Source organism: Methylorubrum salsuginis, assembly GCF_900114375.1.
GTDB classification, from domain to species: Bacteria; Pseudomonadota; Alphaproteobacteria; order Rhizobiales; family Beijerinckiaceae; genus Methylobacterium; species Methylobacterium salsuginis.
Window position 1 is genome coordinate 102,560 of sequence record NZ_FOSV01000008.1, and the last position, 22,935, is coordinate 125,494.

Genomic DNA, 22,935 nt, shown 5'->3' on the forward strand with positions numbered 1-22,935 from the left:
GGAGCCCCCTCCGGTTTCGTTCACGTCGCCGACGAGCCTCAGTCGTCGGCGAAGATGTCCCGGTCCTTGGTCTCGGGGACGAACAGCAGGCCGATGACCGCCGTCATCAGCGCGATGACGATCGGGTACCAGAGGCCGAAATAGATGTCGCCGGTCTGGGCCACCATGGCGAAGGCGGTGGCGGGCAGGAGGCCGCCGAACCAGCCGTTGCCGATATGGTAGGGCAGCGACATCGAGGTGTAGCGGATGCGGGTGGGAAACAGCTCCACCAAAGCCGCCGCGATCGGCCCGTAGACCATCGTCACGTAGAGGACGAGGATCGTCAGGATGGCGATGATCGTCAGCTTCTGCGCGGAGAAGATGTCGATCACCTTGGCGAAGTTCGACAGGCCGTCCTTCGGGTCGATGGCGATCTTGACGATCCCCGGATCGGTCGCCGCCGGGTAGCCCGCCGCGGTGAGCGCCGCGCCGACATCCTTGGCGAAGGTCGGGTCGGAGGCCGCGAATTCCTTGCCGGCGACGCTGACGGTGGCCTTGGTGCCGGGAGGCGCATCTTCGGTGGTGTAGTTCACCGCGCCGCGGGCGAGCAGCGCCTTGGCGACGTCGCACGAGTTGGTGAACTTGGCGGTGCCGACCGGATTGAACTGGAACGAGCAATCCGCCGGGTCGGCCTTGACGATCACCTGCGTGTTCTGCTGCGCCGCGTAGAGCGCCGGGTTGGCGGCGGCGGTCAGCGCCTTGAACAGCGGGAAGAAGGTCAGCGCCGCGATCACGCAGCCGCCCAGGATGATCGGCTTGCGGCCGATCTTGTCCGAGAGCGCGCCGAAGAACAGGAACCCGCCGGTGGCGATGATCAGCGACCACGCGATGAGGACGTTGGCCGTGAACTGATCGACCTTCAGGATCGATTGCAGGAAGAACAGGGCGTAGAACTGGCCGGTGTACCAGACCACGGCCTGGCCCGCGGTGAGGCCGAGCAGGGCCAGCAGCGCCCAGCGGGCGTTCTTCCACTGGCCGAAGGCCTCCGACAGCGGCGCCTTGGAGCCGGTGCCCTCCTCCTTCATCTTCTTGAAGGCCGGACTCTCCTGCATCTGCATCCGGATCCAGACCGAGATGCCGAGCAGCACGATCGAGACCAGGAACGGGATGCGCCAGCCCCAGGCGGCGAAGGCCGTGATGGTCGAGGCGCTGCCGTCGGCGGCCGTGACCGGGACGGGGGCGTAGTTGGCGTTGACGTAGATCTGCGTGAACAGGATCACCATCAGCGACAGGAGCAGGCCCAGCGTCGCCGTGGTCTGGATGAAGGCGGTGTAGAAGCCGCGCCGGCCCTTGGGCGCGTGCTCGGCCACGTAGACCGCCGCCCCGCCGTACTCGCCGCCCAGCGCGAGGCCCTGGAGCATCCGCAGGGCCAGCAGCGTCACCGGAGCGACCCAGCCGACGCCGTACGCGTTGAGCGTAGTGTAGGAGGGCAGCAGGCCGACGCAGAAGGTCGAGATGCCCATGATCAGGATGGTGATGAGGAAGGTGTACTTGCGCCCGACCAAATCGCCGAGCCGGCCGAACACCAGGGCGCCGAACGGGCGCACGAGGAAGCCCGCCGCGAAGGCGAGCAGCGCGAAGACGTTGCGGGTCGCCTCCGGATAGGCCGAGAAGAACTGGGCGCCGATGATCGCCGCCAGCGAGCCGTAGAGATAGAAATCGTACCACTCGAAGACGGTGCCGAGCGAAGAGGCCAAAATGACCTTCTTCTCGTTGCCGGTCATCGGTCGGACGTCCGCTTCCGTCCGCGGTATTGCGGCTCCTGTCGCCATCAGGCGTTCCTCCAGATCTTGGACTTGCTTTTTTTGACACCGCGCTTGGTGCGGGCGAACGCTATGTCAAGACGCGTCGCGGAAGAAGAGGGCAGGAAGGTCCGGAATCGGATTTTTCATCAAGAATTTATGCGGTAAGCCGATCACGTTGCAAAAATGACTGAGGGTATGCTGTCCAGGGCGCGCGCAGGACGGTGCAGCACGTTCGAGACGCGCGCTTATTCCGTGGGTTTGCTTGTTTTAATCGGACATCGTCGCGGTTGGCGCATCATGCCGGATCCCGCCTTCGGCACGATGGTCCGGGGTGTCGTGGTGCATCGGCTGTTTGCCGAAAGCCGGTTCCCACCGTTCGGGCCGGGGCTCTCGCGGAAGGCGCGCCCGAGCCGGGCGCTCAGAGGCGTCCTTCGACCCAGTCGCGCACCAGAAGGTGGGCGATGGCCGTCGCCGGCGGCAGGCTGAAGCCCTCGGGATGCGTGCCCGCCAGCATGGCGGCCACGTCCTGCCGAGAGAACCAGCGCGCATCCTCCAACTCGGCGGGATCGATCGCGATGTCGTCCGACGTGGCGTCGCCGACGCATCCGAGCATCAGAGAGGAGGGAAAGGGCCAGGGCTGCGAGGCGTGGTAGGCGACCGCCCCCACCCGCACGCCGGTCTCCTCGAAGGTCTCGCGGCGCACCGCGTCCTCCAGCGTCTCGCCGGGCTCGATGAAGCCGGCCAGGCACGAATACATCCCCGGCTTGAAGTGCGGGCTGCGCCCCAGCAGGCAGGTCCCGCCCCGCCGCACCAGCATGATCGCCACCGGATCGGTGCGCGGGAAATGGTGCAGGCCGCAAGCCGGGCATTCCCGCCGGAAGCCGCCGGCCCCGACCGTGGTCGGGCTGCCGCAGCGGCCGCAGAAGCCGTGGCGGGCGTGCCAGGCCAGCAGCGACTTGGCGGTGGCCGCGAGGCCGAGTTCGGCCGTCGCGACGCGGCCCTCGCTGGCGAGCGCGCGCAGATCGACCGCCCGGTAATCGGGCTCGGGAAACATCTCGGCGATGTCCGCCGCGACGGAAGCGGCGAAGACCGGCCGCTCCGCGACCCGCCCGAGGAAGACTTCGTGGCTGAGGTGCCCGGCCCGTGCCCCCGCGCCGGGCTCGAGCAGGACCGTCGCCGAATCGGCCGCGACGCGCAGGACAACCCGCTCTCCCGCCATCAGGACCAGGCCGGCCCCCGCCCCGGCCTCGGCGAGGGCCGGGGCGGCGCCGCCTTCCGCCGAATGGCGCACGAGGCCGCTCTCGACATAGGCCAGGGCCGCGCGCCCGCTCGCCTCCGGGCCGCTCATCAGGCGGCCGCGAAGAGCTGGGCGGCGCGCTCCAGGATCTGGGCGCGGGCGTGCGGCGGGTAGGGCTTGCGCTCGCCGTGGCCCCAGACCGGATTCGGCCAGGCGGGGTCCGAGCGGAACCGTGCGATGACGTGGACATGGAGCTGCGCCACGACGTTGCCGAGCGCCGCGACGTTCACCTTGTCGGGTTGGGCGAGCGCTTGTATCACCTTGACGGTCAAGCGAATCTCCCCGGTCAAGGCGGCGGCGTCCGCTTCGTCGAGGTCGGTCAGCTCGCTCGCGGCCGTCCGGCGCGGCACGAGGATCAGCCACGGGAAACGCGCGTCGTCCATCAGCAGGACCGAGCACAGGGCGAGGTCGCCGACGTGATGCGTGTCGGCGAGGAGCCGCGGGTCGAGGGAGAAGTCGTCGCTCATGCGGGGGGCATCTAGAGCAGGGTTGTGCAAGGTGGCGAGAGCCGGTCGCAAAACATCGCTCCGTCCCGCGTGCCGTGGGGGCCTGCCCCGGTGATTCCGGCTCCGGTCCAGCGCGTCCTGTCCCGGCTGAGCGCGGCGCTCGAGACCCGGCGCGCCCATCCCGTGCCGCAGGCGCCCCTCCTCCTGCCCCCGGAAGGCGGCCCGGCCCGGCTCCCGGATGGGGAGGCCGACGGCCGTGCCCGCGTCGCGGTCGTGGCGGCGCGCACCCCCGCCCCGCTGGTCCTGGCCCTGCACGGCCTGCCCTGCGGCACCGGCATCGTCTCCGTCGGCGTCCGGGTGATCGAGGATCTCGTCGCCCAGGCGCCCGACGTCATCGTGGTCGAGGCCGAGCCCGAGCGCTTCGACGCCCCGGCTCTGATCCGGGCGCTACGCGAGCGCGAGGCCCTGTCCCGCACCCCCGTTCTGCTCGTGGCCGCGGGCGAGGCCCGCGCCTTGCGGCGGCTCGCCCGCGAGGTCGGCGCCGACGACGTGCTCGCCAAGCCGTTCGACGGGCCGGAACTCCAGGACCGGGTCGGGGTGCTGATCGAGCTGGCGCTCGCCCGCGCCGACAGCGCCCGCCGGGCGATCGCCATGCGCCGCGACGCCGCCCAGGCGCTGGCCGAGGCCGCCGCCCGCGAGCGCGAGATCATCCGCCGCCTGATGCTGGCGGCCGAATACCGCGACGATCAGGCCGGCGACCACCTCACCCGCGTGGCCGGCTGCGTCATCGCGGTGGCCGAGGGGCTCGGCCTCAGTCAGGCGGAGGCCGACGACATCGCGCTGGCCTCCACCATGCACGACATCGGCAAGATCGGCGTGCCCGACCACATCCTGCGCAAGGCCGGCCCCCTCACGGACGAGGAGTGGGTCGAGATGCGCCAGCACGCGCTGCGCGGCTACCGCATGCTGCACGACAGCCCTTCGCGCCTCCTCCAGATCGCCGCCGAGGTGGCGCTGACCCATCACGAGCGCTGGGACGGCACCGGCTATCCCCGCGGCCTCAAGGGCGAGGAGATTCCCCGCTCCGGCCGCATCGTGGCGGTGGCCGACGTGTTCGACGCCCTGATCTCGGCCCGCAGCTACAAGCCGGCCTGGCCGCTGGAGAAGGCCCGCGCCCATATCGAGGCGGATTCCGGCCGTCATTTCGACCCGGCCTGCGTCGCCGCCTTCCTGTCGCGCTGGGACGACATCGTCGTGTTGGTGCAGGAACGGGGGGCCTGACACGGAACCAGCCGCCCCGGCTCGCCTTCTTCGAGCGGAGAGCGAGGAGGCCCCCATGATCCCGACCTATCGGCGCGCCCTGATCGTCGGCGCCGGCTCCGGCCTCAGCGCGTCCCTGGCCCGGCTCTTCGCTGCCGAGGGTCTGAAGGTCGCCCTCGCCGCGCGCAACATCGAAAAGCTCGAAGCCCTGGCCGGTGAGACCGGGGCCGCGCTCCACGCCTGCGACGCCACCGATCCGGGCGCGGTCGAGGCCCTGTTCGCCCGGTGTGAGCCGGCGCTCGGCGGGGCGCCCGACGTGGTGGTCTACAACGCCAGCGCCCGGCTGCGGGGCGGGATCGCCGATCTCGATCCGGCAGCGGTCGCCCGCGCCCTCGCGGTGACGGCCACCGGCGGCTTCTTCGTCGCTCAAGCCGCGGCGCGGCGGATGCTGCCGCATCGGCACGGCGCGATCCTGTTCACCGGCGCCTCCGCCAGCGTGAAGGGTTTTTCGGAATCCGCCCCCTTCGCCATGGGCAAGTTTGCGCTCCGCGGCCTCGCCCAGAGCCTGTCGCGCGAGTTGCAGCCGCAGGGCATCCACGTGGCGCACGTCATCGTCGACGGTGCGATCCGCTCTGCCGCCCGCCCCGATTCCGGGGATCGCCCCGACGCCACCCTCGACCCGGAGGCGATTGCCGGAACCTATCTCGCCCTGCTGCGCCAGGACCGCTCTGCCTGGAGCGACGAGGTCGCGGTGCGGCCGTGGGTGGAGCGGTTCTGAGGGAGGCGCGGGGCCGCCTTCACCCCGCGAAGAACCGCGTCAGCGCCGCGCGCGTCGCATCCGGCGCCTCCTCGGCCATGAAGTGGCCGCTGTCGATGGAGACGCCGTCCGCCTTCGGGGCGAAGGTGCGCCGCCACGCGTCGAGCGCGGTCTCGGGCTTGTCCTTGTCGAGGTAGCGTCGGCTCGCCAGCACGAGGACCGGCATCGGCAGGGTGCGTCCCTCCGCGAGGTCGGCCCGGTCGGCGGCGCGGTCCGGCCCGTCGGCGCTGCCGGCGCGGTAATCCTCGCACATCGCGTGGATGCGCTCGGGCACGCCCCAGGCCGGCCGGTAGAGGGTGAGCGCCCGCTCGTCGAAGGCCGAGAGGTCGTCCCGGCCGCTCCACTGCCGCAGCAAGCCCTCGAAATAGCCGTCCGGGTCGCGGCCGATCTCCCGCTCCGGCTCCGGCGCGGGCTTCGCCAGGAACGGCCAATGCGGGTTCATCCCGGCTTGCGCCTCGATCCGCTCCCACTGGACATGCGTCGGCACGATGTCGAGGAGCGCGAGGCGCTCGACCCGGCCCGGCGCGTCGAGCGCCAAGCGGTAGGCGACCCGCGCGCCGCGGTCGTGCCCGGCGAGCCGGAAATGGATGTGCCCGATCCGTTCCATCACCGCGACGATCTCTTCGGCGATCCGCCGCTTGGCGTAGCCCTCGCCGTTCTCCGAGTCCGGCGCCGCCGACCAGCCGTAGCCCTTGAGGTCGAGGGCGATCACCCGGTGCCGCTCGGCGAGCGCGGGCGCCAGCCGGTGCCACATCGCGTGGCACTGGGGAAAGCCGTGGAGCAGCAGCAGCGGGGTCGCGTCCTCCCGGCCGCCGATGCGGGCGAACCAGCGCCCGGCCGGCCCATCGATCCAGAGCGGGTCGAAGCCGGGAAACAGGTCGCCGCCATCCGCCATGGGCTGTCCTCGCAAAGTCTTCGAGAAAATGTCCGGGACAACGGCGGCGGCCGAGGTTGGCTCCCGCCCGGCGCCGGTCGCTCCGTCGCCGGGGGCGGCGGCGATTGTGTTGTGCGGTCAAGGACTAAGCATATTGCCTCAATGCTAGGCACAACAAAAATTAAGACATCGGAGGGCAGATTCCCGCCCAGGATCGCGCGGTTGCACCGCAAAAAATCACGATGTGGGCCGCCCCATGAACCGGACGCAATTCGAGGATTTCGCCCAGATCGCCGCCGACTGGATTTGGGAAACGGATGCGGAGGGCCGCTTCACCCGGCTCTCGTCGGAGGCCGCCGCGTTCCTCGGCCGCCCGGTCGCGGACCTGCTCGGCGTCGATCGCGCGGCCTTCGCCTGGGCGTTCGAGGCGGAGGGCCTGAACCTCTACCGCGCCGCCCTGGCCGCGCGGCGCCCGTTCCGCGAACTGACCTACGTCTACAGCCATCCCGACGGCGCCCCGCGCTGGTTCGAGATCAGCGGCCGCCCCTGCTTCTCAACGGAGGGCGCGTTCCTCGGCTATCGTGGCGTCGGCAGCGACGTGAGCGAGCAGCGCCGCACCCGCGACGCCCTGGTGCAGGCCCATGCCGAACTGACCGAGCAGAACCGGCGCTTCGACGCGGCCCTGGAGAACATGAGCCAGGGGCTGTGCCTGTTCGACGACAGGCATCGGCTGCAGGTGTGGAACCGGCGCTACCTCGACATGTTCGGGCTCGGGCCCGACGCGCTTCGGGTCGGCATGACCCAGCAGGCGATCATCGAGCATTTGGTCGCCCTCGGGCGCTATCGCGCCGGGGTGACGATCGATTCGATCAGCGAGGGCACCCGCACCTCGCTCTCCGCCGACGGCCCGAAAGCGCTGATGCGCGAACTCGCCGACGGGCGGGTGATCGCCGTGACCCACCGGGCGATGGCGGGCGGCGGCTGGGTCTCGACCTTCGAGGACGTGACCGAGCGGCGCCGCAACGAGGCCCGCATCGTCCACATGGCCCGCCACGACGGGCTGACCGATCTGCCCAACCGCACGGCTCTGCGCGAGATCGGCACCGAGCGCCTCATCGAGGCGCGTGCGGCCGGCACGGGGCTCGCCGTGCTCTGCCTCGACCTCGACCGGTTCAAGCCGGTCAACGACAGCTTCGGCCACGCGGTCGGCGACGGCCTGCTCAAAGCAGTCTCGGCCCGGCTGCGCAATCAGGTGCGCGGGGGCGACGTCGTCGCCCGGCTCGGCGGCGACGAGTTCGCGGTGCTCTACACGGTGGCGGATGCCGACGAGGCGGCGGCTTTGGCCGAGCGGCTGATCCGCGTCGTCAGCGCGCCCTACCGGCTCGACGGCGTCAACGCCGAGATCGGTATGAGCGTCGGCATCGCGCTCGCCCTGCCCGAGGGCGGCGCGGGCGACATCGAGCGCCTGCTGAAGGAGGCCGACATGGCCCTCTACGAGGCCAAGGCCGCGGGCCGGGGCACCTTCCGCCTGTTCGAGCCGAAGATGGACGAGACCGTGCGCGAGCGCCTCGCGCTCGAGCGGGAACTGCGCGAGGCGCTTCAGGCCGGCCGGTTCGAGGTGCATTATCAGCCGCTGGTCGATCTTTCCGACGACCGCATCACCGGCATGGAGGCGCTGGTGCGCTGGCGCCATCCCGAGCGCGGCCTGGTGAGCCCGGCGGTGTTCATTCCCCTCGCCGAGGAGACCGGCCTGATCGTGCCGCTCGGTGAGTGGGTGCTGCGCCAGGCCTGCCGCGACGCCGCCTCCTGGCCCGGCGAGACCAGCGTCGCCGTCAACGTCTCGCCGCTGCAACTGCGCCACCGGCGCTTTGCCCAGACCGTGGTCGCGGCGCTCGCCGCCAGCGGCCTCGACGCGGCGCGGCTGGAACTGGAAATCACCGAGAGCGTGCTGCTGGACGACACCGAGGCCAATCTCGAGACGCTGCACGGCCTGCGGGGCCTCGGCGTGCGCATCTCGATGGACGATTTCGGCACCGGCTATTCCTCCATCAGCTACCTGCGCCGCTTCCCCTTCGACAAGATCAAGATCGACCGCTCCTTCGTGCGCGACTGCGCCACGAGCCCGGATGCCGGAGCGATCATCCGCGCCATCGTGGGTTTGGGCGCGAGCCTCGGCATCACCACGCTGGTGGAAGGCATCGAGACCGAGCCGCAGCTCGCCGCCATCCGGGCCGAGGGCGCCCGCGAGGTGCAGGGCTTCCTGTTCAGCCCACCCCGCCCCGCCGCGGAAGCCGCGGCCCTGCTCGCCGCGCAGGAAGGGGAGCCGGACAAGGCCACCCTGGCGGCCTGACCTCTCCGAAAGGTGAGCGAGCCGCGGCGCACCGCAATGTTAATCGGCGGAACATGACGGCGCGGGCCTTCGTTGCCCTCCCGTCCGACCGAGCCCGACGCCACCGTCGGGACGGGTCCGGGCCGGGAGACGCGCCATGAGCAGCACCGTCGACAAGATCAAGGGCCTCGCCAACGAGGCCGCGGGCAACGTCAAGCAGGGCATCGGCAAGGCCACCGACAACGAGCGTCTCCAGGCGGAGGGCAAGGCTCAGGAGGTCAAGGGCGAGGGCCAGCAGCTCAAGGGCGACGCCAAGCAGGCCGCCCACGACACCGCCGACAAGATCAAAGGCAAGATCTGATCGGTTCACCGTCCCCGCTCACGCGGCTTCGAGCGACGGCCCTGATCCTTTCCTCGCCGGGCGAGGGCTTCAAGGCCCGCCGCCCGGCGAACCGTTTCGCCCCGAACACGTTTTATGGTCCATGGACGGAACGAACCGGGCAGCTTGGCAATTCTCCAAGCCAGATACGGACCCCTCTAGGAGGACACCATGATCGGTTGGGCAGTCACCTTCCTCGTCGTCGCTCTGGTCGCCGCTCTGCTCGGCTTCGGCGGCATCGCCGGCACCGCGATGGAAGCGGCGAAGATCGTCTTCTTCGTCGCCATCGCGCTGTTCCTGATCTCGGCGGTGATGGGCGCCGTGCGCGGTCGCTCACCGCGGCTGTGACGACACCCTGACGGCTCGGGCCTCGCGGCCCGATGCGGAGAGGCGGCCTTCGGGCCGCCTTTTCCTTTTGCCCGGCCCCTCGCTCTGCTAAGGGGCCGGGATGACCGACAACAACGACCCCACCCAAGCCGCGCCCGCGGAAGAAGCCGTCGCGCCCGAGCAAGCCGCCGCCACGCCGGAAGGCGAGCGCATCGCCAAGGCCATCGCGCGGGCCGGCATCGCCTCGCGCCGTGACGCGGAGGCCCTGATCGAGGCCGGCCGCGTCACCCTGAACGGGCAGGTGCTGACCTCGCCCGCGATCAACGTGACCGATGCCGACCGCATCACCGTCGACGGCGAGCCGCTGCCGGCCCGCGAGCGCACCCGTCTGTGGATCCTGCACAAGCCCCGCGGCGTCGTCACCACGGCGCGCGACCCGGAAGGGCGCGCCACCGTGTTCGACGGTCTGCCCGACGACCTGCCCCGCGTCGTCGCCATCGGCCGGCTCGACATCAACACCGAAGGGCTGCTGCTGCTCACCAACGACGGCGGTCTCGCCAAGGTGATCGCGCATCCCGACACCGGCTGGCTGCGCCGCTACCGCGTGCGCGCCTTCGGCGACGTGAACCAGGCCGATCTCGACAAGCTGAAGAAGGGCGTGACCGTCGACGGGATGGAGTACGGCCCCGTCGAGGCGACGCTCGACCGGGCCCAGGGCGACAACGTCTGGCTGACGCTGGGCCTGCGCGAGGGCAAGAACCGCGAGGTCAAGCGCATCCTCGAACATCTCGGCCTCTCGGTGAACCGTCTGATCCGGCTCTCGTTCGGGCCGTTCCAGCTCGGCGACCTCGAAGTCGGCCTCGTCGAGGAAATCCGCACCAAGGTGCTGAAGGAACAGCTCGGCAAGACTCTGGCCGAGGAGGCCGGGGTCGATTTCGAGAGCCCGGTGCGCGAGGCGATCGCCCCGTTCGGCAGCCCCAAAAAGGCCGCCAAGGGTGCCGCCCGCGCGGCGCAGGACGACGAGCGCCCCGCTTCGCGGGCGCGCATTGCGAGCGCTCGTCCGCCGCGTGATCCGGCCCGGCCCGCCGCCGCCCCGCGTGCCGCCGCGCGGGCGCCCGCCAAGCCGCAGCGCACCGCCTCGCCCACGGTCTGGCGGGCCGACGACGAGGATCGGCCCCGCGCCTCGAAGGTGCCGCGCCGGGGCGGCGACCCCAAGGCCGCCCGCGCGGCGGCGGCCGAGCGCGGCCGCGAGCGCGTCGGCGCCATCCAGGCGGTCGGCGAGCGCCGGGTTCTGGTGGAGCGGCTTCAGCCCTCGCCCGAGGTCCCGGCCCCCGAGCCGCATCGCCGCGTCCGCTTCCGCAACCACGAGGAGGGGGGCGAGCGGCAGGAGCGTCAAGAGCGTCGGCCGCGGGAGGACCGTCCGGAGCGCGGCCAAGGGTACGGTCAGGAGCGCGGCGACGCGCGTTCGGCCGGGCCGCGCCGGGCGCCTTCGGGCGATGCCCGGCCCCGCCGCCGCGACGAGGACGGCGCTTCCGAGCGCCGGGGCCCGCTGCGCGAGCGCCGGACCGAGGGCGAGGGCCGTCCGTTCCGTGAGCGCAGCGAGGGCGCACCCCGCCGCGAGCGGTCCTTCGACGGGGCCGCCCCGGAGCGTCGCGGCCCGCCGCGCGACCGCCCGCGGCCCGATCATGCGGGTGACGGCGAGCGTCCGGCCCGCGCCCCGCGCGGCGAAGGGCGTCCGGAAGGCCGGCCCGAGCGCGGCGGCTTCAAGGCCGGCGGCAAGTCGTTCGGCAACAAGTCGTTCGGCGACAAGCCCGCCGGGGGCAAATCCTTCGGCGGCAAGCCCGGCTTCAAGGGCGGCGCGCGCCAGGGCGAGGCCCGCGACGGTGCCAGAGGTGAGTTCAAGGGCGGCTTCAAGGCCGGTGGCGGCGGTGGCCGTCCGGGCGGCGGGTTCAAGCCGGGGGGCGGGCGGCCCGGCGGGTCCCGTCCCGGCGGCGCGGGCGGCCGACCCGGTGGCAAGCCCGGCGGATCCCGCGGCGGTGGGCGTCCGCCGCGCGGCGGCGCCTGATGCGACCGGCCGCAGCGGCTGAGGCCCCGTGAGGATCGTCGGTGGGGCGTGGCGCGGGCGGCGGCTCGCCGGGCCGAAGGGCGAGGGCATCCGCCCGACCTCCGACCGCCTGCGCGAGGCCCTGTTCAACGTCCTGGCCCACGCCTACGACGACGCGGTCGAGGGCGCGACGGTCCTCGACCTGTTCGCCGGCACCGGCGCGCTCGCCTTCGAGGCCCTGTCGCGGGGGGCCGCCTCCGCGCTTCTCGTCGATGACGGCCGGGAGGCCGGCGGCCTGATCCGCGACACGATCGCGGCGCTCGCGTGCGGCGATCGTGCCCGGCTGGTCCGCCGCGACGCGACCCGCCTCGGCCCGGCCGCCGATCCGCCCGCGACGCTGGTCTTCTGCGATCCGCCCTACGGCAAGAACCTCGCTCCCGCCGCCCTCGCGTCCGCCGCCAAGGGGGGCTGGCTTGCGGCCGACGCCCTCGTCCTCGTCGAGGAGGTGGCCAGCGCCGGCCCGGTCCTGCCCGAGGGCTTTTCGGAGCTGGAGCGGCGGGCCTACGGCGAGACCGTGGTGACCTTCGCGCGGTTCGGGGCGGCGGCCCCCTGAAACGAAAGAACCCGCCGCGGGGACCGCGGCGGGTTCTTTCGTTTCAGGGCTGCGAAAGCCCCGAAAGGGATCAGTCGCACGATTCCTTGGTGACCGTCTTGCGGTCGCCGACATCGTTCTCCTTCGTCACGGTCTTGCTGGAGCAGCCGGTGGAGGTGCTCTCGCGGCGCTCGACCGTGGTGGAGGAGGTGGTGGCCGGGCGATCGACCACGACCCGATCCGGCGCGTCGCGCTCGATCACGGTGGTCTGGGCGCTGGCACCGGTGAGGCCGGCCAGCGTCAGGGCGGCGGCAGCGAGAAGAGCTTTTCTCATATCATCCTCCGAGAGGGTCGAAACTGCGGTCTCAACGACGAGGGAACCTCAACCGTTCCGAATCCTCCCGCGCCCGAAGGGGCGTTTTGTGAAGCGTTACGGGGAGGCCGGACCGCCCGCCCCGATCAGCCGCGCCCGCAACGGCTGCGCCCGGCCCGTCAGCCTCAGCTCGGTCAACGCCCCCGGCTCGATTCCCGCCGCGCGGTAGACCGCCTCGGACACGATGGCGACCTGTCCCATCGGCTTCGTCAGCGCTTCGAGCCGGGCCGCGACGTTGACCGTGTCGCCGAGCGCGGTGAAGCGGGCGTCGGCCTCGTCGCCGAGTTCGCCGACGATGGCCGAGCCGGCATGCAGGCCCAGCCCGTAGCGCAGGCGCTCGCCGAGATCGGCGGCGAGCATCCGGTTCAGTTGCTCGACTTCCTGCCCGATGGCCTCGACGGCGGCCAAAGCCGCGCGGGCAGCCTTGGCCGGGTCGCCGTCGAGGCCGAACAGGGCCATCAGGCCGTCGCCGAGATGGCGGTTGACGCTGCCGCCCTGCGCCCGCACCGCGTGGCCGACGGCGCCGAGGAAGCGGTTGATGACGAAGACCGTGTCGTAGGCGAGCCGCTCCTCGGCGAGCCGGGTGGAGCCGCGCAGATCCGCGAACAGCACCACGACGAAGCGCTCCTCGCCGGTCCCTGCCCGATCCGACGGGCCGGCGGACAATCCCTTCCTGTGGGGCGTGAACAGCGGCGCCACGGTCAGGTCGCGGTCGGGCCGGAGTTGGCAGGCGAGGCGAATGCCGGGGCTCGCGCCGATGCGGTCCAGAACCGCGCGCTCGGTTCGTTCCGGCTGGGGCAGGAAGCGCCCGCGCTCGCCGTCCACAACGCGGATGCGGCAGGTCGAGCAGCGCCCGCGCCCGCCGCAGATGCTGGCATGGGGAATGCGGCCCCGGCGGCTCGCCTCCAAGACGCTGGCGCCGCGCGGTACCCGCACCACCCGCCCGTCGGGATAGCCGATCCGCACGAGGCCGCCGCGGACTTCCAGGAGCGTGCGCAGGCCGCGCGCCAGCAGGACGAGGACGAGTGCGCCGAGATAGCCACCGACCAGTCCGCGCCGGATGGCGTCGAGCCGCGCGATCTGCGCGGCATCGCCGATGCGCCGGGCATCGAACACCCGCTCGCGCCAGGCCGGGTCGGCGGCGGCGAGCGCCACGGCGCGCCCACCCTGCACCGTGCCGAGCAGCGCCAGCACCGGCACCAGCACGGCGCCAGCGAGCAGCCAGGGGGCGAGGCGCGGATAGGCGGGTTTGAGCCGGAGCCAGAAATGCAGGCCGAGGCAGCCGTGCAGCCACGCGGCCAGCAGCCCCAGCGTCAGCGAGACGCCGGTGCCCGTCGGGCTCGCGACCCAGAACACCCAGAGCACCTGCGGATAGCTCCGCTCCAGCCCCTCGGCGCTCCAGGCGACCCGCGTGCCGACGACGTGGTCGAGCAGCAGCAGCGGCACCGCGAGCCCGAGCAGGAGCTGCGCCGTCTCGCCCGGCCGCAGCCGAAACAGACGCCGCTGGTAGAGGGCGTGCAGGCCGAGGGCGAGATGGGCGGCGAGCGCGCCGTAGAGCAGGACCAGCGCCGCCGGGTTGCGCCACAGCGCGACCTTCACCTTCAGGCCCGCATGGAGCGCGCCGAGCGAGACGTTCCCCAGCGCGTGGCAGAGCAGATGGCTGAGCACGTAGGCGAACAGCACGAGGCCGCTGGCGAGGCGCAGCTGCCGCAGGGTCGGGCGTGCCCGCGCCCAGGGGCGCCCGCCCGTCGCCTGCGCCGCCTGCCCCACGATGAAAAACTCCCCTACCCGCTTCTGTCCGTCTGCCACGACCGGCCGACCTGCGCGAGGGGCGTTGCGCGGGTCGTCATTCCCCCGGATGCGGGGCGACGGCGTGCGCGTGGGACGGCGCCTCGTCCCCCGGGCCGACGAAGCGGCCGAGGAAGCGCCCGAGCAGAGTCCCGAAACTGTCCATCAGCAGGAACACCGCCGGCACGAACACCAGCGAGAGCAGCGTCGAGACGATGAGCCCGGCAATCACCGCCACCGCCATCGGCGCCCGGAACTCGCCGCCGATGCCGAGCGCCATGGCCGAGGGCACCATGCCGGCCGCCATGGCGATGGTGGTCATGACGATGGGCCGCGCCCGCTTGCGGCCGGCATCGACGATGGCCGAGACGCGGTCCACGCCCGCCCGCATCTCCTCGACCGCGAAGTCCACCAGCATGATGGCGTTCTTCGTCACCAGCCCCATCAGCATCAGGATGCCGATGACGACGGGCATCGAGATCGGCATTTTGAAGATCAGGAGGCCGAGGATCGCCCCGCCGATGGAGAGCGGCAGCGAGAACAGGATGGTGAGCGGCTGGAGAAAGTTGCCGAACAGCAGCACCAGCACCGCGTAGACCATCATGATCCCGGCGCCCATCGCCATGAGGAAGCCGGAAAACACCTCCTGCATGATCTCGGCGTCGCCGGTCTGGCGGATCGTCACGCCCGGCGGCAGGTTCTTGGCGGTCGGCGTGTTCAATGCCTGCTCGATCAGCGAGCCCAACGCGTCCGAGCCCTCCAGGTTGGCCTCGACCGCGACACGCACGACGCGGTCGTAGCGCTCGATCGCGCCCGGGCCCTGGTCGAGTTCGATGTCGGCCACCGCGGCAAGCGGCACGGCGGTGCCGTTCTTGGCCGGGACCTTGAGGTTTTCGAGCCGCGCCACCGCGCCGCGGGCGCTCTCGGGCAGCTGCACCCGGATCGGCACCTGCCGGTCGGCGGCGTTGAACTTGGCCAGATTCAGGCCGATGTCGCCGATGGTGCCGACCCGCACCGTCTCGGCGATGGTATCGGTCGAGACGCCGAGATCGGCCGCCGCACCCGGTTTCGGGCGGATGCGCACCTCCGTGCGGTTGAGCGGCGCGGTGGACATCACCGAGACGAGGTGCGGGATCGCCGCCATGTCGCGCTGGAGGTTGGCCGCGACCTCGCTCACGACCGCGACATCGGGGCCGCCGACGACTAGCGCCAGATCGCGCTGCCCGTTGTCGCGCAGCGTCCACGAGCGGATGTCGGGCTCGTCGGCCAGCAGGCCCGCGATCTCGGTCTCCAGCGTCCACTGGCGCTTCACGCGCTGGTTCTTCGGCTTGAGGTTGACGATGAGGGTGGCGAGCCGCGTCTCCTTCTTGCCCCCGGCCTGACGCCCACCGTCCACGAAGACGGACGTGACCTCGGGCAGCGCCCGGATGCGCTCCACCACCCGGTCGGCGACCGCGATGGTGTCGGGCAGGCGTGCGCCCGGTGCCAGCTCGATCATGAACAGGGTGCGGGCGTTGTCCTGCTTGGGAATGAAGCCCGAGGGCAGGAGCTTGGTGGAGGCGAGCGAGCCGAAGAACAGGGCGAGCCCGACGAACAGGGTGATCCACTTGTGCCGCACCGACCAGCCGACGAGCCGGCCGTAGGCGCGCATCACCGGCCCTTCCTTCTCCTCGGCATGGCCGTGGTCGCGCAGGAAATAGGCGGCGAGCAGCGGCGTGATGAGGCGCGCCACCAAGAGCGACATGAACACCGAGACCGCGATGGTCAGGCCGAACTGCATGAAGTAGCGCCCGGCGATGCCGCCCATGAACGACACGGGGGCGAACACTGCGATCAGCGTCGCCGTGATGGCGATGACCGCGAGACCGATCTCGTCGGCGCCCTCGAGTGCCGCGCGGTAGGGCGATTTACCGAGCCGCATGTGGCGGACGATGTTCTCGATCTCGACGATGGCGTCGTCGACCAGGATGCCGGTGACCAGCGTGATGGCGAGCAGGCTGATGCCGTTGAGGGTGAAGCCGAGCGCATCCATCGCCCAGAAGGTCGGGAAGACCGAGAGCGGCAGGGCGATGGCCGCGATCAGCGTGGCGCGCCAGTCGCGGAGGAACAGGAACACCACGACCACGGCGAGGAGCGCCCCCTCGATCAGGGTGTGCATGGCCGAATCGTAGCTGCCGATGGTCGCCGCGACGGAGGAATCGATCGTCTCGAAGCGGATGTCGGGATAGCCCTCGCGGAACTCCGCGATTTTCTGCTCGACGCCCTTGGCCACTTCTGCGTCGCTCGCGCCCGAGCCGCGGGAGACCGAGAAGGCGACGACCGGCGCGCCGTTGAAACGGGCGAAGGTGCGCGCCTCCTCGATGCCGTCCTCCACCGTGGCGAGGTCGTCGAGCCGCACCTTGCGCCCGCCGGGCAGGACGATGGTGGTGGCCTTGAGGTCGCGGATGGTGCGCGCGGCGGCCAGCGTCCGGATCGACTGCTCGCGCCCGCCGATCTCGCCGCGCCCGCCCGCCATGTCGACGGAGGTGGCCCGCACCTGCCGGTTCACCTCCGCCGCGGTGATGCCGAGCGCGAGCAGCCGGTCGGGCTGGGGCGTGATGCGGATCTCGCGCGCCACGCCGCCGACGCGCTCGACGCCGCCGACGCCCTTCACCCCCTGGAGCGTGCGGGCGACCTTGTCCTCGACGAACCACGAGAGTTCGGCCGGGGTCATGGCCGGCGCGGTGACGCCGTAGATCAGGATCGGCAGGCCGGTGATCTCGACTCGCTGGATCACCGGCTCGTCGATGGTGCGCGGCAGGTTGATGCGGATCTTCGAGATCGCATCCTTCACGTCGTTGACGGCGCGGTCGGTGTTCACCTCGAGCCGAAACTCGACCGTGGTGACGGAGGAGCCTTCCGTGATCGCCGAGGTGATGTGCTTGACCCCGCGCACGCCCGCGATGGAGTCCTCGACCCATTTCGTGACTTGGGTCTGCAGCTCGGAGGGCGCGGCGCCGCCCTGCGTGATCGTGACCGAGACGATCGGCACGTCGATGTTCGGCATGCGCGTGACGGCCAGGCCCCGGAAGCTGACGAGGCCGAGCACGATCAGCACGAGGAACAGGACGAGGGGCGCGATCGGGTTGCGGATCGCGTAAGCCGAGACGTTCAGGCGCATCGGGCGGCCCGCTCAATTTCTTCGGAACAGGCGGACGCGCCTCAGCGCGCGTCCGCGGTGGTCTGCGGCGACGGTGTGACGGCGACCGCCGGAGCCCGTGCCGCGACGGAGACCGGACGGACCTTGTCCCCATCCCTCAAGAAACTGCCGGCGCGGGCGACGACGCGCTCGCCCTCGTTCAGCCCGGTGCGGATCTCGATGTCGTCGTCGTCGGACAGGCCGGTGCGGACCTCGCGCGACTCGACCTTGTCGTCGGCGACGACGAGGACGGAGCTGCGCTTTCCGCCGCCGTAGAGGACGGAGGCCTGGGGCACGGTGACGCCGCGGGTGCGGGCGAGTTCGACCGCGCCGCGCACGAAGGTGCCGATGCGAAGCCGCGGATCGGGATCAAGGCGCACGCGCACCTTGCCGAGCCGGCTCGCCCGATCGACCTCCGGATAGACCACGCGGACGGAGCCTGACACGCGCTCGCCCTCGCCGATCTCGATGAAGGCCGGCGCGCCCTCCCGCAGCAGCGGCAGCTTGGTTTCGATGACTTCGCCCTCCAGCTCGATCTCGCCGCGGGCGATCAGGCGGAACAGCGGCTCAGCCGCGGAGGACGCCGCCATGCCGACGCGGGCCGTGCGGCGGCTGACGATGCCAGCCTCCGGGGCGCGGATTTCGGTGCGGGCGAGGCGCAGTTCGAGTTCCGCTTTCACGGCCTGCGCCTGGGCGAGGTCGGCCTTGGCGATGGAGAGGCCGTTGCGGGCAAACGTCAGCTTGCCCTCGGCCTGGCGGAGCGCCGCGGTACGGCTCTCCATCACCACCGCCGTGGCGTTGCCGGTCTGCATCAGCGACTTCGCGCGCTCGAACGCGAGGCGGGCTTCGGTCTCGGCGGCCTCGGCCTGCTCGATGCTCGACTGCGCCTGCGGGACGGCCGCCCTGGCCTTCTCGACCAAGGCCGCCTGCTGGGCGAGCTGGCGGTCGATCAGGTCGCGGTTGAGGCGGGCGAGCACCTGACCCTTGGCGACGCGGGCGCCCTCCTCCACCAGCAGCTCGACGATGCGGTAGCCGTCGATCTCAGGCGAGACGAGGATTTCGTCGCGGGGCACCAGCGTGCCGGTGAAGACGACGCTCTCGACGATCTCGCGGCGCGCGGCCTCGACCACGCTGACGGCGGGTGCCCGCGGGGTGACGGCCGGCGCCGTCTCGGCGCGCACCGCGGGGGCTGCCGCGATGGCGAGTCCCGCGGCGGCGAAGAGGAACAGGCGGCGGGCGGCGCTCATGCGGCGGCCTTGTGCGAGAGGCCCGCATCGATCAGGGCGAGCATCTGCCTGACGGCCGGGCCTGGGTCGTAATCGGGGTTCAAGGCGCGATCGACGATGATCCCCTTCATCAGGGGGGCGACCGCCGCGAACAGGCCGGCGGCGTCGCAGGCCGGCGCGATGGCGGAGAAGGTCTCGATCAGCCACGTACGGCCTTCGGCATCACCCCGCTCGATCATCGCGCCGATGGCCGGGTTGCGGGTCGCCTCGGCCCAGAGATCGAGGCGCAGGATCGCGGCGCCGCGGGTCATCTCGGTGAAGTAGGCGGCCAGGATGCCGGTGAGGACGCTGCGGCGGTCGCCGCTGCGCTCCAGCATCTCGACCAGCACGGCGCCGCGCTCGCGGTCGCGCTCGGCCAGCCCGAGGACGACCGCCTCCTTCGAATCGAAATAGCGGTAGATGTTGCCGGGACTCATCGCCGCCTCGCGGGCGAGGTCCTGCATCGTCGTGCGGTGGAAGCCGTTGCGCACGAAGCAGGCTTCCGCCGCGTCGAGAATGTGGGCCCGCCGCACGGCTTGCGCCGAGGTCGGCTCGATCCGGGTCTGGACCGCGGCGCTCGCGCTCACGAGGCGGCTCCCGGCAGCACGGCACACGCACGGGGCTGACCGTCGAGGTCGGCGCAGAGCCGGGCTTGCCAGCCTTTCTCCCCCGCTCCGGTCCAGCCGACCAGCGCGAGCCACGCCAGCGCCACGACGAGGCAGAGGGCGAGGTTGGCCGGCGTGCAGATCTCCTGGGCGACGCGCAGCACCCGGAGCTGAAGCCGGCTCGGGCGGGAGGCGGACTTGTCCCAACGACGATCGAGAGTGACGCTCACGGGCACCTCCTACGCTGCGAAGGTTGATAGTGAACGTTCATTCTCATGTCAATGAACGTTCATTCTCATCCCCTGGATCGGGCGTGCGGGGCGGCACGATCCGGCTCGCCTGTGGCCCGGAAGCGACGGCCGGCGGCGACCGCCCGGTGCCGGGCCGCCCTCCCCTTTCATGCGGGGCTCCGGCCGGGTTAGGCCGCTGCGATGGCGACATCGGAATGGCGCGAGAGCCGTAACGCGGCGGCTCGGGCGCGGCTGGAAAAATCCCTGCGGCCGGGCTTTCCCGCGCACGTGCTGCATCACGCGCTGACGCGTCCGCTGATCCCGCCGACGCCGAGCCGGGCGGTGGCGAGCTACTGGCGCCATCACGTGCTGCGGGCCGACCGCCTCGCCCGCGCGCTCGCCGCCCGCACCGGCGCGCCGGAGGGCTGGACGTGGCAGGTCGGCGGCGGCGAGGGCCGGCCCGCGAGCTTCCGGGTGCCGCCTGCCCCCTTCCGCGAGGATGCCCACGCCCCCGGCCCCGGCGCCTGCCGCATCTGCGGCGGGCCGGTCTTCCGCTTCGGCTGGCACCGCGATCTGGCGGGCGACGGCGCCCCAAGCAAGCGGGCCGGCTGGCACGCGGCCTGCGTGATCGCCTGGGAGTTCTGGTGCGCGCCGAGCGATCATCTCAAAGAGTTGAAGGCGCGACAGCGCCACCGCTGCGCCGTCTCGGGCAAGCGCCTGCTGCGCGGGTCGGAGGTCGATCACCGCCTGCCGCTCTACCGGGTCTGGCGCGAGGAGCGCGATCTGCCCTGGCCGTTCCTGCTCGGCTATTGGGGCGCGCCGAATCTCCAGGTCGTCAACCGCGCCGGCCATCTTTTGAAATCCCGCGAGGAGGCGGACGAGCGCGCCGCCCTGCGCCGGGAGGCGCTGATCGCCGCGCCGGACGACGACCTGCCCTGACATCGTCCCGCCTTGCGTCTCGCGGCGGCCGCTTTATCCCCGTGCCCCCTGCCGCCCACGATGGAGACCGCTCGATGGCCGTGACGAAGACCGTGAACGGGCTCATCGCCGAGGAACTCGGCGTTCGCGAGGGGCAGGTCGCGGCGGCGGTCGAGCTGCTCGACGGCGGCTACACGGTCCCCTTCGTCGCCCGCTACCGCAAGGAGGCGACGGGCTCCCTCGACGACGCGCAGCTGCGCACGCTCGCCGAGCGCCTCGGCTACCTGCGCGACCTCGCCGAGCGCCGCACCGCCATCACCGAGAGCATCCGGGCGCAGGGCAAGCTGACGCCGGAGCTGTCGGCGGCCATCGCGGGCGCCGAGACCAAGGCGCGGCTGGAGGACATCTACCTGCCGTTCCGCCCCAAGCGTCGCTCCAAGGCGCAGACCGCCCGCGAAGCCGGCCTCACGCCGCTCGCCGAAACCCTGCTCGCCAAGCCCGAGACGCATCCGGAGCGGGCGGCGCAAGGCTATGTCGCGGCCGACAAGGGCATCGAAACCGCTGAAGCCGCCCTGGAAGGGGCGCGGGCCATCCTGATCGAGCGATTCGCCGAGGATGCCGACCTGATCGGGCGCCTGCGCGAGGATTTCTGGCGCACCGGCGAGGCGGTCTCACGCGTGCGCAAGGGCAAGGAGGCGACGGGCCAGAAATTCGCGGACTATTTCGACTGGCGCGAGCGCCTCGAAAAGATGCCCTCGCACCGGGTGCTGGCGCTGTTTCGCGGCGAGGCCGAGGAGGTGTTGGAGATCGGGCTTTCGGCGGACGGAGAGGATTCGCCCTCCGGCCTGCCCGGCCCGTTCGAGCTCGCGGTGTGCCGCCGCCACGCCGTCTCGGCCCGCGGGCGTCCGGCCGATGCGTGGCTCATCGAGACCGTGCGGGTCGCATGGCGCACCAAGATCCGCACCGGCATCAAGACGGACCTGCGCACCCGCCTGTTCGAGCGAGCCGAGGACGCCGCCGTGAAGGTGTTTGCCGGCAACCTCAAGGACCTGCTGCTGGCTGCCCCCGCGGGCGGGCGGGCCACCCTCGGGCTCGATCCGGGCTACCGCAACGGCGTGAAGGCGGCCGTGGTGGACGCCACCGGCAAGGTGCTCGCCGTCGAGACCACCTACCCGCACGAGCCGCAGCGGCGCTGGAACGAGGCGGTGGCCTCCCTCGGAAAGCTCTGCCGCCGACACGGTGTCGAGCTGATTGCGGTCGGCAACGGCACCGCCTCGCGCGAGACCGATCGGCTCGCCGCCGAGATCATTTCGGCCAACCCCGATCTGAGTCTCGCCAAGGTGATGGTCTCGGAGGCGGGCGCCTCGGTCTACTCCGCGTCCGCCATCGCCTCGAAGGAGTTGCCCGATCTCGACGTGTCGCATCGCGGCGCCGTCTCGATCGCGCGGCGGCTTCAGGATCCTCTGGCCGAACTCGTGAAGATCGACCCGAAATCCATCGGCGTCGGCCAGTACCAGCACGATATCGGCGAGCAGAAGCTGTCACGCTCCCTCGACGGCGTGGTCGAGGACGCGGTGAACGCGGTCGGCGTCGATGTGAACACCGCCTCCGTGCCGCTGCTGGCGCAGGTCTCGGGCTTGAGCGAATCGGTGGCCAACAAGATCGTGGCCTTCCGCGACGGCAACGGCCCGTTCCGCACCCGCGCGACGCTCAAGAAAGTGCCGGGCCTCGGCCCCAAGACCTTCGAGCTGGCCGCGGGCTTCCTGCGCATCCCCGACGGGGCCGACCCGCTCGACCGCTCCGGCGTCCACCCGGAGGCCTATCCGGTGGTGCGCCGTATTCTCGAAGCGACGAAGAGCGACATCAAAGTGCTGATCGGCAATGCGGCGGTGCTGGGCGGGCTTTCCCCTGAGCGCTTCGCCGACGAGCGCTTCGGCGTGCCGACCGTGCGCGACATCCTCAAGGAGCTGGAAAAGCCCGGCCGCGATCCGCGCCCCGCCTTCAAGACCGCGAGCTTTCAGGAGGGGGTCGAAAAGATCTCCGACCTCAAGCCGGGGATGCAGCTGGAGGGCGTCGTTACCAACGTCGCGGCCTTCGGCGCCTTCGTCGATGTCGGCGTCCATCAGGACGGGCTGGTGCACATCTCGGCCATGGCCCGCCGCCGCATCGCCGCACCGTCCGAGGTGGTGAAGGCGGGCGACGTCGTGCGGGTGCTGGTGCTGTCGGTGGACGTGCCGCGCAAGCGCATCGGGTTGTCGATGCGGCTCGACGATCCGGTCGATGGGACGCCGGTCGCGGTAAGGAGCGCGGGGCCGCGGCCGGTTCCTGTGGCGCAGAAGCCAGCGGCGCAGCCTGAGCGCGGTGGGGCGCTGGCGGATGCGTTTCGCAGAGCCAAGGGGCAGCCGTCGGGACGATGAAGGCACGTCCCC

Annotated in this window: 19 protein-coding genes; 9 read left to right on the plus strand and 10 right to left on the minus strand. The window is 71.6% G+C overall.

The window, feature by feature from the left end; all coding sequences use genetic code 11:
* Positions 1–38: 38 nt before the first annotated feature.
* From BM140_RS11785 to BM140_RS11795, 3 genes are all read right to left on the minus strand, one after another.
* On the minus strand, positions 39–1,763 hold the full coding sequence (locus tag BM140_RS11785; RefSeq protein ID WP_091945970.1) for an MFS transporter: 1,725 nt from the start codon (positions 1,761–1,763) through the stop codon (positions 39–41).
* Between the two features lie 439 nt (positions 1,764–2,202).
* Positions 2,203–3,132, minus strand: a complete 930-nt coding sequence (nudC, locus tag BM140_RS11790) for an NAD(+) diphosphatase (protein WP_091945973.1) — start codon at positions 3,130–3,132, stop codon at positions 2,203–2,205.
* Positions 3,132–3,548, minus strand: a complete 417-nt coding sequence (locus BM140_RS11795; protein WP_091945978.1) for an HIT domain-containing protein — start codon at positions 3,546–3,548, stop codon at positions 3,132–3,134. The genes nudC and BM140_RS11795 overlap by 1 nt, the downstream gene beginning before the upstream one ends.
* Before the next feature lie 183 nt (positions 3,549–3,731).
* Between BM140_RS11795 and BM140_RS11800 the strand changes: the two genes are divergently transcribed.
* Positions 3,732–4,808 (plus strand): HD-GYP domain-containing protein, encoded by a 1,077-nt coding sequence (locus BM140_RS11800; RefSeq protein ID WP_207549454.1) that lies wholly within the window; start codon positions 3,732–3,734, stop codon positions 4,806–4,808.
* 55 nt (positions 4,809–4,863) lie between these two features.
* Complete coding sequence (locus tag BM140_RS11805; RefSeq protein ID WP_091945981.1) at positions 4,864–5,565, plus strand: SDR family NAD(P)-dependent oxidoreductase; 702 nt, start codon at positions 4,864–4,866, stop codon at positions 5,563–5,565.
* Between the two features lie 19 nt (positions 5,566–5,584).
* On the opposite strand, the gene BM140_RS11810 is transcribed toward BM140_RS11805, so the two are convergent.
* Positions 5,585–6,499 (minus strand): alpha/beta fold hydrolase, encoded by a 915-nt coding sequence (locus tag BM140_RS11810; RefSeq protein ID WP_091945983.1) that lies wholly within the window; start codon positions 6,497–6,499, stop codon positions 5,585–5,587.
* A gap of 235 nt (positions 6,500–6,734) precedes the next feature.
* Here BM140_RS11810 and BM140_RS11815 point away from each other — a divergent pair, with 235 nt between their 5' ends.
* From BM140_RS11815 to rsmD, 5 genes are all read left to right on the plus strand, one after another.
* Entirely contained in the window at positions 6,735–8,828 is a 2,094-nt protein-coding gene (locus tag BM140_RS11815; protein ID WP_091945986.1) for a putative bifunctional diguanylate cyclase/phosphodiesterase, read from the plus strand.
* Between the two features lie 136 nt (positions 8,829–8,964).
* Positions 8,965–9,168 carry a CsbD family protein gene (locus BM140_RS11820; protein ID WP_091945989.1) on the plus strand — a complete coding sequence of 68 codons (204 nt, stop codon included), beginning with the start codon at positions 8,965–8,967 and terminating at the stop codon, positions 9,166–9,168.
* 189 nt (positions 9,169–9,357) lie between these two features.
* Positions 9,358–9,534: a DUF1328 domain-containing protein gene (locus BM140_RS11825; protein ID WP_082552349.1), complete on the plus strand. Its 177-nt coding sequence runs from the start codon at positions 9,358–9,360 to the stop codon at positions 9,532–9,534.
* Positions 9,535–9,634: 100 nt separating this feature from the next.
* The gene (locus BM140_RS11830) at positions 9,635–11,578 is read left to right on the plus strand and encodes a pseudouridine synthase (protein ID WP_091945992.1); all 1,944 of its coding nucleotides are present in this window, start codon (positions 9,635–9,637) and stop codon (positions 11,576–11,578) included.
* Positions 11,579–11,606: 28 nt separating this feature from the next.
* Positions 11,607–12,170 (plus strand): 16S rRNA (guanine(966)-N(2))-methyltransferase RsmD, encoded by a 564-nt coding sequence (gene rsmD, locus BM140_RS11835; protein ID WP_091945995.1) that lies wholly within the window; start codon positions 11,607–11,609, stop codon positions 12,168–12,170.
* A gap of 70 nt (positions 12,171–12,240) precedes the next feature.
* On the opposite strand, the gene BM140_RS11840 is transcribed toward rsmD, so the two are convergent.
* The 6 genes from BM140_RS11840 to BM140_RS11865 all read right to left on the minus strand — a co-directional run bounded on the left by BM140_RS11840 (position 12,241) and on the right by BM140_RS11865 (position 19,588).
* Positions 12,241–12,483, minus strand: coding sequence for a hypothetical protein (locus BM140_RS11840; RefSeq protein WP_091945998.1), 243 nt, complete (start codon positions 12,481–12,483; stop codon positions 12,241–12,243).
* Between the two features lie 96 nt (positions 12,484–12,579).
* A complete protein-coding gene (locus tag BM140_RS11845; RefSeq protein WP_165616442.1) occupies positions 12,580–14,292 on the minus strand; it encodes an adenylate/guanylate cyclase domain-containing protein in 1,713 nt (570 codons plus the stop codon).
* 76 nt (positions 14,293–14,368) lie between these two features.
* Entirely contained in the window at positions 14,369–17,470 is a 3,102-nt protein-coding gene (locus BM140_RS11850; RefSeq protein ID WP_091946001.1) for an efflux RND transporter permease subunit, read from the minus strand.
* Positions 17,471–17,511: 41 nt separating this feature from the next.
* Positions 17,512–18,735: an efflux RND transporter periplasmic adaptor subunit gene (locus BM140_RS11855; protein ID WP_091946004.1), complete on the minus strand. Its 1,224-nt coding sequence runs from the start codon at positions 18,733–18,735 to the stop codon at positions 17,512–17,514.
* Entirely contained in the window at positions 18,732–19,340 is a 609-nt protein-coding gene (locus BM140_RS11860; RefSeq protein ID WP_091946007.1) for a TetR/AcrR family transcriptional regulator, read from the minus strand. The genes BM140_RS11855 and BM140_RS11860 overlap by 4 nt, the downstream gene beginning before the upstream one ends.
* Positions 19,337–19,588, minus strand: a complete 252-nt coding sequence (locus BM140_RS11865; RefSeq protein ID WP_131803803.1) for a hypothetical protein — start codon at positions 19,586–19,588, stop codon at positions 19,337–19,339. The genes BM140_RS11860 and BM140_RS11865 overlap by 4 nt, the downstream gene beginning before the upstream one ends.
* Positions 19,589–19,789: 201 nt before the next feature.
* Between BM140_RS11865 and BM140_RS11870 the strand changes: the two genes are divergently transcribed.
* Together BM140_RS11870 and BM140_RS11875 are read left to right on the plus strand one after the other, a co-directional pair.
* A complete protein-coding gene (locus BM140_RS11870; protein WP_091946013.1) occupies positions 19,790–20,527 on the plus strand; it encodes a hypothetical protein in 738 nt (245 codons plus the stop codon).
* A gap of 74 nt (positions 20,528–20,601) precedes the next feature.
* Positions 20,602–22,923 carry a Tex family protein gene (locus BM140_RS11875; protein ID WP_091946017.1) on the plus strand — a complete coding sequence of 774 codons (2,322 nt, stop codon included), beginning with the start codon at positions 20,602–20,604 and terminating at the stop codon, positions 22,921–22,923.
* Positions 22,924–22,935 lie beyond the last annotated feature (12 nt).

What these genes read in the sequence shown, in the direction of transcription:
- BM140_RS11825 (WP_082552349.1), top strand. Translation starts at nt 9,358, where the DNA reads ATGATCGGTTGGGCAGTCACCTTCCTCGTCGTCGCTCTGGTCGCCGCT.
- BM140_RS11875 (WP_091946017.1), top strand. Translation starts at nt 20,602, where the DNA reads ATGGCCGTGACGAAGACCGTGAACGGGCTCATCGCCGAGGAACTCGGC.
- BM140_RS11830 (WP_091945992.1), top strand. Translation starts at nt 9,635, where the DNA reads ATGACCGACAACAACGACCCCACCCAAGCCGCGCCCGCGGAAGAAGCC.
- BM140_RS11855 (WP_091946004.1), bottom strand. Translation starts at nt 18,735, where the DNA reads ATGAGCGCCGCCCGCCGCCTGTTCCTCTTCGCCGCCGCGGGACTCGCC.
- BM140_RS11810 (WP_091945983.1), bottom strand. Translation starts at nt 6,499, where the DNA reads ATGGCGGATGGCGGCGACCTGTTTCCCGGCTTCGACCCGCTCTGGATC.
- BM140_RS11805 (WP_091945981.1), top strand. Translation starts at nt 4,864, where the DNA reads ATGATCCCGACCTATCGGCGCGCCCTGATCGTCGGCGCCGGCTCCGGC.
- BM140_RS11820 (WP_091945989.1), top strand. Translation starts at nt 8,965, where the DNA reads ATGAGCAGCACCGTCGACAAGATCAAGGGCCTCGCCAACGAGGCCGCG.
- BM140_RS11785 (WP_091945970.1), bottom strand. Translation starts at nt 1,763, where the DNA reads ATGACCGGCAACGAGAAGAAGGTCATTTTGGCCTCTTCGCTCGGCACC.
- BM140_RS11840 (WP_091945998.1), bottom strand. Translation starts at nt 12,483, where the DNA reads ATGAGAAAAGCTCTTCTCGCTGCCGCCGCCCTGACGCTGGCCGGCCTC.
- BM140_RS11795 (WP_091945978.1), bottom strand. Translation starts at nt 3,548, where the DNA reads ATGAGCGACGACTTCTCCCTCGACCCGCGGCTCCTCGCCGACACGCAT.
- BM140_RS11815 (WP_091945986.1), top strand. Translation starts at nt 6,735, where the DNA reads ATGAACCGGACGCAATTCGAGGATTTCGCCCAGATCGCCGCCGACTGG.
- BM140_RS11870 (WP_091946013.1), top strand. Translation starts at nt 19,790, where the DNA reads ATGGCGACATCGGAATGGCGCGAGAGCCGTAACGCGGCGGCTCGGGCG.
- BM140_RS11850 (WP_091946001.1), bottom strand. Translation starts at nt 17,470, where the DNA reads ATGCGCCTGAACGTCTCGGCTTACGCGATCCGCAACCCGATCGCGCCC.
- nudC (WP_091945973.1), bottom strand. Translation starts at nt 3,132, where the DNA reads ATGAGCGGCCCGGAGGCGAGCGGGCGCGCGGCCCTGGCCTATGTCGAG.